We start from the raw sequence: 12,735 nt of genomic DNA on the forward strand, positions 1-12,735 counted from the left end.
GTTACGCTTCCCCCGCCTTCATCAAAATCTGCTTGAGCATCTCTGGGACGGGTCCTTTCGCCTCAAGTGTCGCAGTCCGATACGCGTATTGATTTTTCGCTAACTGGATTCCAGCCGCAGCTTCAATCTCCGCACAAGACGCGGCCCACTCCGGCCAGTTGGACACTAGGTAGCTTTCGAGGTGGTCGCTCATCGTCGCCAAGCGATCACCGATTTGTTCTGATGGGAAGTCAACTTCTGTCTCGCCCAGGTACTTCAGGAGCCGCCGGTTCTCTGTCGAGAACTTCGTTCTCTCGCCGTCTATAACGGTCTGCTGCTTGCCCGCTGTCTTCGCCCGCATCTCGAAGCCACCGTCTCCGTCGAAGACGACGTAGGTCGGAATTCCAAGGCTGGTGAGGATGGCATGAGCAAGTGGGATTCCGCCTTTACCACCAGCAGGAACTATTGACAGTCCTTGTGATTCGAGCCTCCCTACGGCATCCCGATCACCGATTCCGTAGAACACGGCGGTCTCTGTGTCTCCCTCGACCAGTAGTGCACGCGCGGCGAAAAGCGCGACAGCGAGCCGACCAGTAACCACTCCATCCAGTTGGCGAGCAACCTGATCAGCATCAACCGTCCCACTGAGCTTGGCCTTCACATCTGCGACCGTTGCGAAATGGACGTTAACCACGGGTTGCTCGTCAGCAGATCTGGTTAGCCGACGGACTTGGTCAAAGTTGCGAGCCTCAAGGAAGTAGGGGCTGTGAGTCGCATATGTCACTTGAATTCGCTTCCCGGTGTCCTCCGCGAGAGACCGGAGTACCTTTGCAAAAGCCTGGGCCTGGATCGGGTGTTGAAAGAGTTCCGGCTCTTCGATCGCCAGACAGATGACACCCTCCGCCGAGGCTGCACCCGACTGCGCCAAGAGCTGGAGTGCCGAAATCAGAATCGTGCGCTGAAAGCCATGCCCTTGTCGCTCCACAGCGGTCTCTGTTGAGCCATCCAGCACGCTCACGTCGAAGGTCGTGCGAGATGCCTTGAGCTCCACCTGGGCCGGTGACACAGTGACAGCACGCCCCGGAGAGTAAGTCTTTACGATCTCGTTGAGTTGGGTAGTCATGGCATCGAGTTGCGCCTTGAACTTCTCCTCGTAGACCTGCTGTTGCTTGGCGCGCGACTCTTCGACGATCTTGGCGATCTCGCCATCAGCGGCCGTGCGATCAACCGAACGCTCAAGGATTCGCCCGATGATGCTCGCTTTGCCGTCGATCGACTCCTCGCTAGCGCGAAGGTCGGCAGTGACGAGAACAAAGTCGAAGAGACCGCTCATCTTTCCACCACTGTTGAAGCCGAAGAAGTTGGTCTGCAGCGCTTCTTGAGCATCGACAAGCTGATCGGTGTGTGCAGACTCCCAAGCCGTCATCGCCTGCTCGACCGCCGTCCCGGTATTGGCAGCAGGGAGATTCAGCCCCGCTCGGGTGGTGCGAAGCGCTGCGTACAGCTCCTTCTTTGCGGTTGCACTGCTTGCTGCCTTGATCTCATTGAAGTCCGGAAAGCCCTTTGCATTTGCCGAAAGCACCTCGGCACCGTCGGGCGACCGAATCTTCCATACTGTGAACGTGGTAACGCCGTTCGGTGCGTACTTACCAAGTGCTTCGCGGTCCTTGTCGGTCAGATCGGTGAAGGTAACTTGAACCTCTACCTTCTCGGTAGTCGCACCGAACGAACAATCCTTCTCCGTAATAGAACCGGGCTTGCCATTGAAGAACCAGTCAAGCGCACGAAGCACGGTTGACTTGCCGGCGCCGTTCGGCCCGATGAAGGTCGTAACGGAATCGAAAGGAATCGTCACGTCTTTCAGAGTGCGGAAGTTCTTGATTCGAACTGACTGAATCTTCATTGCTGTTAAGTCCTCCCTTGATGGACCGCTCGTACTCGGAAAGGGGGCTGCTCGGGTTATCCGATGGTCCCCGCCGCCGCGGTCAATCGCCAGCTTAATCTGCGCGCAAACAAACTGCGCTTCGCAACCGCGAGCATTGTGCATGACCTACGAGGGGGAGCACACCACCGTCGTTGCTTAGTCTCGCGTCCGACTGTGCCAGCGAGTTACCGAACGTCTGCAATCTCGGCCTGCGTCAGGCCGCTCCGAGTCGGATTTGGCTGGTTGTCGAGAGCAGAAAGAGTCGTTCGAGGGCCATCGCGTCGGCGGCATTGACCGAGTGACGGGTCAGGAAGGTGCAGCAGTCATCCGTCTTATTGACCTTTTTGTGACAGGTTTCGGTCTCGGCGGTCACTCAAAGTGCCGACCCGAAAGGCAGCTCCCAGCCTAAAGCAGCCACACCTTCGGATCTTTGTCGTGATCGCGCATTCTGGCGCCAAAGCGGCCCCTCGAACAGGCTTCGGCTAAAGCAGGCAGCCTCTAGCCAAGTCCGATCCCAAAAGGGGAGGATAGACACCTACCTCACCTGCCTCCTACGCTCCAAGGCATGGCTTCCACTTTCTGAATGAACAGAGTGAGCCAACCCAGCTCCATGTCCTCCAGAACTAAGGCAGCTAGCGGTATAGCTGCTCCTGAAGATCTGCTTAAAATTTAAGCAAAACACCGCTCGCAAAACTGAGCGACCGAAGAAAAATCCATTTTAATTCATAGAGTTATCGACGCCACAGCATGTACCAGAAGTACAAAACTCAAAGAAAAAAGTACAAAACTCAGTGGAAATCGACAGCGGAAATCGACAAGTGAAAAGAGTACAAGACTCACCGCGCCTCGACATCAACCCTTGGGGAACTTTGGTCTTAGCACTCTCTCACACAGAGTGCTAACATGGCCCGTCTGGAAGAAAGGAATCGTGCAATGGCCGCTGTCTCCGCTCCCGCCGCGACCGCCCTGGCGCCTGCCAATCCCTGGGCGCTGGTGCCCCCGCTGGGCAACCTCGACGCCTACATCTCGGCCGTCAACCGGCTGCCACTGCTCACCCCCGAGGAGGAGCAGGACTACGCGCGCCGCCTCAAGGAGCACAACGACCTGGACGCGGCCGGGCGCCTGGTGATGTCGCACCTGCGCCTGGTGGTGTCGATCTCGCGCCAGTACCTGGGCTACGGCCTGCCGCAGGGCGACCTGATCCAGGAAGGCAACGTGGGGCTGATGAAGGCCGTCAAGCGCTTCGACCCCGACCAGGGCGTGCGCCTGGTGAGCTACGCCATGCACTGGATCAAGGCCGAGATCCACGAATACATCCTGAAGAACTGGCGCATGGTCAAGGTGGCCACCACCAAGGCGCAGCGCAAGCTGTTCTTCAACCTGCGCTCGATGAAGCAGGGCTTCAAGGCCGAGGCGCTGGACGCCGGCGCGCACCGCGAGAGCCTGTCGGAGCACGAGATCGACCTGGTGGCCGAGCAGCTCAACGTCAAGCGCGAGGAAGTCATCGAGATGGAAACGCGCCTGGCCGGCGGCGACGTGCTGCTGGACCCGAGCCCCTCGGACGACGGCGAGCAGGCCTACGGCCCCATCGCCTACCTGTCGGACAAGGCGCACGAGCCGACGGCGATGATCGAGTCGCGCCAGCGCGACATGCTGGCCACCGACGGCATCGCCCAGGCGCTGGCCGGCCTGGACGAGCGCAGCCGCCACATCGTGCAGGAGCGCTGGCTGAAGGTGAACGATGACGGCTCCGGCGGCATGACGCTGCACGAGCTGGCCGCCGTGTACGGCGTGAGCGCCGAGCGCATCCGCCAGATCGAGGTGGCCGCGATGAAGAAGATGAAAAAGTCGCTGGCCGAGTACGCCTGACGCGACCCTGCCCGCTTCCGCCAAGGCGCACCGCCCGTTCGAGCCGTGCGCCTCGTTTTTTTACGGCGTCTCGCGCAGCAGCGTGCGCACGTCCTCGGCCAGTGCCTGCGGGCCGCTGCCGTAGCGGTGGTACACGCGCAGCCGCCCGGCCGGGTCGTAGACGTAGCTGCCGGCCGAGTGGTCCATGGTGTAGCTGGTGGGCGTCTTGCCCTCGACGCGCTTGTAGTAGACCTTGAAGTCCTTGGCCACCGCAGCGAGCTGCTCGGGCGAGCCGCGCAGCGCCAGGAAGCTCGGGTCGAAGCTGCCCATGTAGGACTTGAGCATTTCGGCGGTGTCGCGCTCGGGGTCCACGGTGACGAAAATGCCCTGCAGCCGCTCCCCCTCGGCGCCCAGCAGTTGCTTGGCCTCCACCAGTTCCTGCAGCGAGGTGGGGCATACGTCGGGGCACTGCGTGTAGCCGAAGAACACCACCACGGCCTTGCCGCGGAAGTCCTGGAGGCTGCGCATCTGGCCGTTGTGGTCGGGCAGCGGCAGGTCGCGGGCGTAGTCCGCGCCCGTCACGTCCACGCCGCGGAACTGCGCCTTCTTTTCCGAACATGCAGCCAAAATGGCTGCAGCGCCCATGGATAAAGCGCTACCAGCTATCAATCTAAGAGCATCGCGTTTGAGCATGCCACTCCACATCACAGAACGTAGTGATCCACCAGCAGTGCCGCGAACAGCAGGCTCAGGTGGATCAGGGAAAAACGGAAGGTCTTGCGCGCCAGCGTATCGGAGTACCTGCGCCACAGCGCGAAGCCGTAGCCGCAGAAGCCCAGGCCCAGGAGCACCGCCGCAGCAAGGTAGATCCACGAGCTCATACCATACACAAAAGGCATGAGGCAGCCCGCGAACAGGATCAAGGTATAGAGAAAGACCTGCAGGCGCGTGAATTCGTTCCCGTGCGTCACCGGCAGCATGGGCAGGCCGGACTTGCGGTAGTCCTCCACGCGGTACAGCGCCAGGGCCCAGAAATGCGGCGGCGTCCACAGGAAGATGATGAGGAACAGGATCAGCGCCTCGGGCCCCACGTCCCCCGTCATGGCAGACCAGCCGAGCACCGGCGGCATGGCCCCGGAGGCGCCGCCGATGACGATGTTCTGCGGCGTCAGCGGCTTGAGCACCAGGGTGTAGACCACCGCGTAGCCAACGAAGGTGGCCAGCGTGAGCCACATGGTCAGCGGGTTCACCGCCCAGTACAGCAGGGCCGAGCCGGCCACGCACAGCAGGCTGGAGAACGCCAGCGCCTGCAGGCTCGTCAGCTCGCCCCGCGCCGTGGGGCGCCAGGCGGTGCGCTTCATGCGCGCGTCGATGCCGCGCTCCACCAGGCAGTTGAACGCCGCCGCCGCCCCGGCCACCAGCCAGATGCCCAGGCTGGCCAGCGCCATCAGCCCCCACTGGGCGCCCGAGGGCATGCCGGGCACGGCCAGCACCATGCCGATGAAGGCGCAGAAGACGATGAGCTGCACCACGCGCGGCTTGGTCAGCACGTAGAACTGGGACAGCCGCGAAGGCAGCGACTGGGAGGCAACGGCACTCATGCAGGAACTCGGTTCGCGCCCGCAGGCGCAAGGGAAACGGGGGCCGCGCGGCTGGCGCACAGCGTCCAGGCCAGCACCAGGGCCAGGGCCGCGGCGCCCCCGGTATGCAGCACGGCGGCCAGCAGCGGCCAGCCGAGCACGACGTTGGACAGCCCGGTGGCGAGCTGCAGCAGCGCCAGGCCGGCCAGCCAGCGCCGCTGCGGCCGCAGCGCGGGCACGCGCCCCAGCCGCCAGGCCAGCAGCAGCAGCGCCGCCAGCACGGCATAGGCGGCCAGCCGGTGCGCGTAGTGGATGGCCGTGAGCGCGGCGAACGGCAGATGGCTGCCATCGGGCAGCAGGCCCAGCGGGCGCCACAGCACGAAGGCCTCGTGCCACGCCATCTCGGGCCACCAGCTGCCCTGGCACTGCGGGAAGCTGCTGCAGGCCAGCACCGCGTAGTTGGTGCTGACCCAGCCGCCCAGCGCGATCTGCCCGGCCAGCAGAGCAGCGCACAGCCACAGCGCCGCGCGCAGGCCGCACGCCACCGGCACGGGTGCCACGCCCTGAACACGTTGCGCCTGGCGCACGGCCTGCACGCACAGCAGCACCAGCAGCACCACGCCACCGAGCAGGTGCAGGGTGACGATGGCGGGAAACAGCTTCATGGTCACGGTGAGCGCGCCAAAGGCGCCCTGCAGGCACACCCACACCAGGGTGGCCGTGGCCCACCAGGGGCTGGGCGCATCCGGCCCGCCGCGCTTGCGCTGGCGCCAGGCACCCACGGTGAGCGCGATGATGAGCACGCCCACCGCCGTGGCCAGGTAGCGGTGCACCATCTCCACCCAGGCCTTGCCGTGCGTGACCGGGCCGGACGGCAGGGCCTGCTGGGCGGCGGCGATCTGCGGCTGGGCGCCAACCGGGCTGGCGTGGCCATAGCAGCCGGGCCAGTCGGGGCAGCCCAGGCCCGAGTCGGTCAAGCGCGTGAAGGCGCCGAACAGCACCAGGTCGAAGGTGAGGAACAGCGTGAGCAGGGCCAGCGCCTGCCAGCGCCGCACTGGCGCATCGTGCGGCGCATGGTGGCGGCTGCGCCAGTGCACCCAGGCCAGCGGCGCGAGCGCGATGGCCGCGCCCAGCAGCATCAGGCGCGCCAGCGGCGCCAGGTCGTACAGCGGCGGGGTGTCCATCAGCGCCCCGGCGGGTCCCACGAGGCCGAGGCGCGCAGCAGGCGGTCAAGGTCGCGCCGCGCACGCACGGCGTCCTTGGCGTCCATGCGCGCGGGAAAGCGCAGCATCCAGTGCCCTTGCGGATCGACCACGTACAGGTGCTCGGCCAGCGCATGGCCCGACGCCGGGGCCAGCCAGCGCGCCAGCGCGGCGCCGTCCACGCGCAGCACGCGGGCGGGCTGCAAGGCGGGCCCGATGGCGGCAGGAATGGGCGCGCCGTCGGTGACAAGCCAGACCCAGTCCACCCGCTCCTTGTCCTTGCCCAGGCTCTCGCGCAACTGGCGCTGCAGGTACAGGTTGCCCTGGCACTGCGCATCGCAGGCGCCACCCGCCACGCTCACGAGCAGCCATTGCCCCTGCAGCGCCGCCAGGGGCTGCGTGCTGCCGTCGAGCGCCTGCGCGGCCATGGCGGGCATGGGGCGCTGCGGCTGCACCAGCTCGCCGTAGTTGCGCCGCCCTTCGGGCCGCACCACGTAGTAGGCAAAGTAGGAGGCAATCACGGGCGCGGCGCAGGCCAGCAGCACGCCGAGCATCTTCCAGCGGCCCTGGCGCGCGCGCTGCGCCGCCAGGGCTTCCTCGACCACGGGCAGGCTGTGCACGGTCAGCCCCAGGGGCTGCAAGCCGCTGCGCGCGCCAGCGTCAAGTGCGTCGGACGAATTGGAACCAGACATAAAGCAGTGCCATCAGGCCGCAAAGCCCGAACCATTGGAATGCGTAGCCGTAGTGCTTGTGCACGCCCGGCCCCACGGACGGCCAGTCGCGCAGCAGCCCTTCGCTGGGCGCGCCCGTCTGCACGACGGTCCAGGGTGCCAGGTCCAGCCCGGTGCGGGCGCGGAAGGCGTCGAGGTCGAGATTCTGCCGGATGGGCGAAGACCCTGGCTCAGCCGCGGCGGGCGCGAAGTCGTACAGGCGCGAAGGCGCGGCGGCCACGCGCCCGGCGATGCGCACCAGGCCTGTGGGCGTTTCCACCGGCGCCAGGCGCGTGCGCTCCTGGAAGTCGCGCGCAATCCAGCCGCGCTGGACCAGCACCACGCCGGGGCCGGGCTCGAGCCGCAGCGGCGTGAGCACGTAGAAGCCGGGCCGCCCCTGCATCTGCCGGTTGTCCAGGTACACCGTGTGTTCTGCCTGCCAGCGGCCCTGCAGGTGCACGGCGCGATGCAGGCGATCGGGCGGCGCCAGCGCCTCGATGGCGGGCGCGCCATCGGCGGCGTCCTGCCGCGCCCGCGCGTCCATGGCCGCTTGCAGCGCCTCCTTCTGCGCGGCCCGGTCGAGCTGCCAGAACCCCAGGGACGCCGTGGCCAGCACCCCCGCCAGGGCAGCGGCCGTGACCAGAGCAAAGCGCCAGCGCGGAGAGACGGTGCGAAGCATGTGGCCAGATACTAGCAAAAATGGCCTCCAGCGCTTACCAGACAAGCGCTGACAGCTATCAAAAGAGGAGTTTCAGAACCAGTACACCAGCAGGTACAGCCCCAGCCACACCACATCGACGAAGTGCCAGTACCACACGGCGCCCTCGAAGCCGAAGTGGCGCTGCGCGGTGAAGTGGCCGCTGTGCAGGCGCAGGGTGATGAACAGCAGCATCAGCATGCCTAGGAAGACGTGGAAGCCGTGGAAGCCGGTGAGCATGAAGAAGGTGGAGCCGAAGACGCCCGAGCTGAGCTTGAGGTTCAGTTCGGTGTAGAGGTGGTGGTACTCGTAGGCTTGCAGCACCAGAAACGCGGCCCCGAGCAGCACGGTGACCCACATGAGGCCGATGGTGCGCGCGCGCTGGCCCAGCCGCAGCGCGTGGTGGGCGATGGTGAGCGTGACGCCCGAGGTCAGCAGCAGCGCCGTGTTGATGGTCGGCAGCCACAGCGGCCCCACGGTCTGGAACGGCTCGACGATGCCTGCGGGCGACGCCGTGACGCCCACGCCGCTGCTCGGCCAGACCGCCTTGAAATCCGGCCACAGCAGCGCGTTGTCAAGATTGGCGAGCTGCGGCACCGAGTGCGCGCGCGCCCACCACAGGGCGGTGAAGAAGGCGCCGAAGAACATGACCTCGGAGAAGATGAACCAGCTCATGCTCCAGCGGTACGACAGGTCGATGCGCCGGCCGTACAGCCCGCCCTCGCTCTCGCGCGCGGCGTCGCGCATCCACTGGTACAGCACGAACAGCCACCAGGCCAGCCCCAGGCCCAGCGAATACGCGCCCCAACCATGGCCGTTGATCCACATGGTGGCGCCGAGGATGACGAAGAACAGGCCGCCCGCCGCCATGATGGGGTGGCGGGAGTCGGCGGGCACGTAGTAGTGCGGCGTTGCGCCGGGGGTGCTTGCACTCATGTCTGCGCTCCTCTCATGTCCATTCAAACGATCCACTTCACCAACGCGATCAGCCCGGCCACGAACAGCAGCAGGGCCACCAGGCCGACCAGCACGATGTGCAGCGGGTGCAGCTTCTCGATGTCCTGCTGGTAGGCGCTGTGCTGGCGCAGGCCGATGAGCGACCAGGCCACCGCCTGCACCGTGCGCAGGAACGAGCCCTTGCGTGGCGGCGGCGCGTTCATGACCCGGCCTCCGCGCCCGGCAAGGACACCGCCGCCTGCGGCGCGGGCAACGCGCGCCCGCCCACCTCGAAGAAGGTGTAGGACAGGGTGATGGTCTTGACGTCGTGCGAGATGCGCGGATCGACCACGAAGGTCACCGGCCACTGGCGCTTCTCGCCCGGGTCGAGCTGGTACTGGTTGAAGCAGAAGCACTCCAGCTTGTTGAAGTACGCCGCCGCCTGGCGTGGCGCGTAGCTGGGCACGGCCTGGGCGGCCATGCGGCGGTCCTGCACGTTCTGGAACTCGTACACCACGGTGGCGAGCTCCCCCGGGTGCACCTGCAAGGCCGGCTGCGCGGGCTTGAAGACCCAGGGGCCGTGCGCATTGGCGTCGAACTCGACGGTGATGGTGCGGCTGGTATCCACCTGGGTATTGGCGGGCTGCGCCGTGGCGTTGCCGGGCACCTGGCGCTCCGACAGGGCCAGGATGTTGATGCCCGTGGCCTCGCAGATGCGCTGGTACAGCGGCACCAGCCCGTAGCCGAAGGCGAACATGCCCAGCGCCACCACGCCCAGCTTGGCCAGCATCGCCCTGTTTTCGCGTGGCATGCCCATGGTGCGCTCCTAGCTGCCCCAGGCCATCCTGGCGATGAAACCCAGGAAGAAGACCAGGGCCACGCTCGCCAGGATCAGGGCCAGCCGCAGGTTGCTCTTTTCCATGAGGGACCTCCTTTCAGCCGATCACGCGCGTGGCGCTGGCATCAAGCCTGGGCGGGGTGACGAAGGTGTGCGCGGGCGCGGGCGATGGCACTTCCCACTCCAGCCCCTCGGCGCCCTCCCACGGGCTTTGCGGCGCCTTCGGCCCGCGCCCGCGCATGGCGGGCAGGATGATGGCGAGGAAGAAATACACCTGCATCAGCCCGAAGCCCAGGCCACCAATGGAAGCCACCATGTTGAAGTCGGCAAACTGCATGGGGTAGTCGGCATAGCGGCGCGGCATGCCCGCCAGCCCCAGGAAGTGCATGGGGAAGAAAGTGACGTTGAAGGTGATGAGCGAGCCCCAGAAATGGATGCGCCCGCGCGTCTCGCTGTACATCACGCCCGTCCACTTCGGCAGCCAGTAGTAGGCGCCCGAGAACAGCGCGAACAGCGAACCCGCCACCAGCACGTAGTGGAAATGCGCCACCACGTAGTAGGTGTCCTGCAGTTGGATGTCCAGCGGCGCCATGGCCAGGATCAGCCCGGTGAAGCCGCCGATGGAGAACACGAAGATGAAGCCCACGGCGAACAGCATGGGCGTCTCGAACGTCATCGAGCCGCGCCACATGGTGGCCACCCAGTTGAACACCTTCACGCCCGTGGGCACGGAGATCAGCATGGTGGCGTACATGAAGAACAGTTGCCCCGTCACCGGCATGCCGGTGGTGAACATGTGGTGCGCCCAGACGATGAACGACAGGATGGCGATGGACGAGGTGGCGTACACCATGGAGGCGTAGCCGAACAGCTTCTTGCGGCTGAACACCGGCACCACCTGGCTGATGATGCCGAAGGCCGGCAGGATCATGATGTACACCTCGGGGTGGCCGAAGAACCAGAAGATGTGCTGGTACATCACCGGGTCGCCCCCGCCCGCGGCGCTGAAGAAGCTGGTGCCGAAGTGGCGGTCGGTCAGCGTCATGGTGATGGCGCCCGCCAGCACCGGCATGACGGCGATCAGCAGGTAGGCGGTGATGAGCCAGGTCCAGCAGAACATGGGCATCTTCATCAGCGTCATGCCCGGCGCGCGCATGTTCAGGATGGTGACGATGATGTTGATCGCCCCCATGATGGAGCTGGCCCCGAGGATGTGCAGCGAGAAGATGGCCGCGTCCATCGACGGGCCCATCTGCAGCGACAGCGGCGCGTACAGCGTCCAGCCCGCCGCTGGCGCGCCGCCGGGCAGGAAGAACGAGCCCACCAGCAGCAGCGCCGCCGGCACCATGAGCCAGAAGCTGAAGTTGTTCATGCGCGCGAACGCCATGTCGGACGCGCCGATCTGCAGCGGAATCATCCAGTTCGCGAAGCCCACGAAGGCCGGCATGATGGCCCCGAACACCATGATGATGCCGTGCATGGTGGTGAGCTGGTTGAACATCTCGGGGTTGACGATCTGCAGCCCCGGCTGGAACAGCTCGGCGCGGATCAGCATGGCCAGCACGCCGCCCACCATCAGCATGGTGAAGGCGAACAGCATGTACAGCGTGCCGATGTCCTTGTGGTTGGTGGCGTAGAGCCAGCGGCGCCAGCCCGTGGGCGCAGGGTGGTGCGCGTCCGCGTGGCCATGGGTGTCCAGAACTGCGCTCATCTTCGGCTCCTCGCTCTTATTTCGCCCGCTGGGCCACGACCTCGGCGGGCTGCACCAGCTGGCCCGTGCGGTTGGACCAGGCATTCTTGGTGTATGTGACCACGGCCGCCAGGTCGGTGTCGCTCAGTGTTTTCCACGACGGCATGGCGCCATTGGCCGCGCCGCGCAGCACCACCTGCAGCTGCCTGGCATGGTCCTCATCACGCACGATGGCCGAGCCGTCCAGCGGCTTGATGGCGCCCGCGCCCTTGCCATTGGCCTGGTGGCAGGCGGCGCAATTGGCGGCGTACACCTTCTCGCCGCGCGGCAGGATGTCGGCCAGCGTCCAGACCTTGGCCGGGTCGTCCTGCTTGGCGGCGGCCTTTTTCTTCTCCTCGGCCACCCAGGCCGAATAGTCCTGCGCCGACAGCACGCGCACGTGGATGGGCATGTACGCATGCTCCTTGCCGCACAGCTCGGCGCACTGGCCGTAGTAGTCGCCCACGCGCTCGGCGCGGAACCAGGTGTCGCGCACGAAGCCGGGAATGGCATCCTGCTTGATGCCGAAGGCCGGCACCATGAAGGAGTGGATCACATCGTTGGCCGTGGTGATCACGCGCACTTTCTTGTCCACCGGCACCACCAGCGGGTAGTCCACCTTCAGCAGATAGTCCGCGGGCGCGTTCGCCACGTTGCCACTGCTCGACATGGCGCGGTGGCTGCTGTCGAGCGTCGAGATATAGGCCAGCCCCTCGCCCTCGCCGCGCAGGTAGTCGTAGCCCCACTTCCACTGGTAGCCGGTGACCTTCACGGTCAGGTCGGCGTTCGTCGTGTCCTTCTGCGCCACCAGCACCTTGGTGGCGGGCAGCGCCATCAGGATGATGATGAGAAAGGGCACGATGGTCCAGGCCAGCTCCACCACCACCGACTCGTGGAAATTCGCCGCCTGGGCGCCGCGCGACTTGCGGTGCTTCCAGATCGAGTAGAACATCACCGCGAACACGGCGACGAAGATCAGCGTGCAGATGACCAGCATCATCCAGTGCAGGAAGTGCTGCTCCTGCGCGATGCGCGTCACGGGTGGATGGAGGTTCAACTGGCGCACTGCAGGGCCGCCCGGCAGGTCCTGCACGGCATGTGCGACGCTGCTGGCCCAGGAGCCTGCCAGCAGCAGCCCAGTCGCCAGCATGTTGGAGATGGTGCTCATATGTCCCCCGCCGGATAGCCCCTGCCCACATGCCACGGCGCCATGCCGGGAGAAGCTGCGTACGTTATATGAAAATTGTAGCGCCCATTGCGCTACATCATTGACAAGGGGAAATACTCGGTTT

At 65.6% G+C, this 12,735-nt stretch carries 13 protein-coding genes; 1 reads left to right on the forward strand and 12 read right to left on the reverse strand.

Translation table 11 applies throughout. The features are described 5' to 3' along the window. Window position 1: 1 nt before the first annotated feature. Window positions 2–1,882 carry an ATP-dependent endonuclease gene (locus tag YS110_09765; protein UJB65012.1) on the reverse strand — a complete coding sequence of 627 codons (1,881 nt, stop codon included), beginning with the start codon at window positions 1,880–1,882 and terminating at the stop codon, window positions 2–4. A gap of 235 nt (window positions 1,883–2,117) precedes the next feature. After that, complete coding sequence (locus tag YS110_09770) at window positions 2,118–2,276, reverse strand: hypothetical protein (GenBank protein UJB65013.1); 159 nt, start codon at window positions 2,274–2,276, stop codon at window positions 2,118–2,120. A 560-nt stretch (window positions 2,277–2,836) separates the two neighbouring features. On the opposite strand from YS110_09770, the gene rpoH reads away from it, so the two are divergent. Then, complete coding sequence (rpoH, locus tag YS110_09775; protein ID UJB65014.1) at window positions 2,837–3,772, forward strand: RNA polymerase sigma factor RpoH; 936 nt, start codon at window positions 2,837–2,839, stop codon at window positions 3,770–3,772. A 60-nt stretch (window positions 3,773–3,832) separates the two neighbouring features. On the opposite strand, the gene YS110_09780 is transcribed toward rpoH, so the two are convergent. The 10 genes from YS110_09780 to coxB all read right to left on the reverse strand — a co-directional run bounded on the left by YS110_09780 (window position 3,833) and on the right by coxB (window position 12,611). Further along, window positions 3,833–4,444, reverse strand: coding sequence for an SCO family protein (locus tag YS110_09780; protein ID UJB65015.1), 612 nt, complete (start codon window positions 4,442–4,444; stop codon window positions 3,833–3,835). A gap of 11 nt (window positions 4,445–4,455) precedes the next feature. Beyond that, a complete protein-coding gene (locus YS110_09785; GenBank protein ID UJB65016.1) occupies window positions 4,456–5,352 on the reverse strand; it encodes a protoheme IX farnesyltransferase in 897 nt (298 codons plus the stop codon). Next, the gene (locus tag YS110_09790; protein UJB65017.1) at window positions 5,349–6,515 is read right to left on the reverse strand and encodes a COX15/CtaA family protein; all 1,167 of its coding nucleotides are present in this window, start codon (window positions 6,513–6,515) and stop codon (window positions 5,349–5,351) included. Before YS110_09790 ends, YS110_09785 begins: the two co-directional genes overlap by 4 nt. Next, entirely contained in the window at window positions 6,515–7,153 is a 639-nt protein-coding gene (locus YS110_09795) for a hypothetical protein (GenBank protein ID UJB67412.1), read from the reverse strand. The genes YS110_09790 and YS110_09795 overlap by 1 nt, the downstream gene beginning before the upstream one ends. A 40-nt stretch (window positions 7,154–7,193) precedes the next feature. Further along, the gene (locus YS110_09800; protein ID UJB65018.1) at window positions 7,194–7,922 is read right to left on the reverse strand and encodes an SURF1 family protein; all 729 of its coding nucleotides are present in this window, start codon (window positions 7,920–7,922) and stop codon (window positions 7,194–7,196) included. 72 nt (window positions 7,923–7,994) lie between these two features. Then, window positions 7,995–8,876 (reverse strand): cytochrome c oxidase subunit 3, encoded by an 882-nt coding sequence (locus YS110_09805; protein ID UJB65019.1) that lies wholly within the window; start codon window positions 8,874–8,876, stop codon window positions 7,995–7,997. Between the two features lie 23 nt (window positions 8,877–8,899). Then, window positions 8,900–9,100 (reverse strand): DUF2970 domain-containing protein, encoded by a 201-nt coding sequence (locus YS110_09810; GenBank protein ID UJB65020.1) that lies wholly within the window; start codon window positions 9,098–9,100, stop codon window positions 8,900–8,902. After that, window positions 9,097–9,693, reverse strand: a complete 597-nt coding sequence (locus YS110_09815; GenBank protein ID UJB65021.1) for a cytochrome c oxidase assembly protein — start codon at window positions 9,691–9,693, stop codon at window positions 9,097–9,099. The genes YS110_09810 and YS110_09815 overlap by 4 nt, the downstream gene beginning before the upstream one ends. Before the next feature lie 118 nt (window positions 9,694–9,811). Next, a complete protein-coding gene (gene ctaD, locus YS110_09820) occupies window positions 9,812–11,425 on the reverse strand; it encodes a cytochrome c oxidase subunit I (GenBank protein ID UJB65022.1) in 1,614 nt (537 codons plus the stop codon). A gap of 16 nt (window positions 11,426–11,441) precedes the next feature. Further along, the gene (coxB, locus tag YS110_09825) at window positions 11,442–12,611 is read right to left on the reverse strand and encodes a cytochrome c oxidase subunit II (protein ID UJB65023.1); all 1,170 of its coding nucleotides are present in this window, start codon (window positions 12,609–12,611) and stop codon (window positions 11,442–11,444) included. Between the last annotated feature and the right edge of the window lie 124 nt (window positions 12,612–12,735).

The sequence above is a fragment of the Acidovorax sp. YS12 genome, assembly GCA_021496925.1.
Lineage (GTDB): Bacteria > Pseudomonadota > Gammaproteobacteria > Burkholderiales > Burkholderiaceae_C > Paenacidovorax.

What these genes read in the sequence shown, in the direction of transcription:
- YS110_09805 (UJB65019.1), bottom strand. Translation starts at nt 8,876, where the DNA reads ATGAGTGCAAGCACCCCCGGCGCAACGCCGCACTACTACGTGCCCGCC.
- ctaD (UJB65022.1), bottom strand. Translation starts at nt 11,425, where the DNA reads ATGAGCGCAGTTCTGGACACCCATGGCCACGCGGACGCGCACCACCCT.
- YS110_09815 (UJB65021.1), bottom strand. Translation starts at nt 9,693, where the DNA reads ATGGGCATGCCACGCGAAAACAGGGCGATGCTGGCCAAGCTGGGCGTG.
- YS110_09790 (UJB65017.1), bottom strand. Translation starts at nt 6,515, where the DNA reads ATGGACACCCCGCCGCTGTACGACCTGGCGCCGCTGGCGCGCCTGATG.
- YS110_09800 (UJB65018.1), bottom strand. Translation starts at nt 7,922, where the DNA reads ATGCTTCGCACCGTCTCTCCGCGCTGGCGCTTTGCTCTGGTCACGGCC.
- YS110_09765 (UJB65012.1), bottom strand. Translation starts at nt 1,882, where the DNA reads ATGAAGATTCAGTCAGTTCGAATCAAGAACTTCCGCACTCTGAAAGAC.
- YS110_09785 (UJB65016.1), bottom strand. Translation starts at nt 5,352, where the DNA reads ATGAGTGCCGTTGCCTCCCAGTCGCTGCCTTCGCGGCTGTCCCAGTTC.
- YS110_09810 (UJB65020.1), bottom strand. Translation starts at nt 9,100, where the DNA reads ATGAACGCGCCGCCGCCACGCAAGGGCTCGTTCCTGCGCACGGTGCAG.
- YS110_09780 (UJB65015.1), bottom strand. Translation starts at nt 4,444, where the DNA reads ATGCTCAAACGCGATGCTCTTAGATTGATAGCTGGTAGCGCTTTATCC.
- rpoH (UJB65014.1), top strand. Translation starts at nt 2,837, where the DNA reads ATGGCCGCTGTCTCCGCTCCCGCCGCGACCGCCCTGGCGCCTGCCAAT.
- coxB (UJB65023.1), bottom strand. Translation starts at nt 12,611, where the DNA reads ATGAGCACCATCTCCAACATGCTGGCGACTGGGCTGCTGCTGGCAGGC.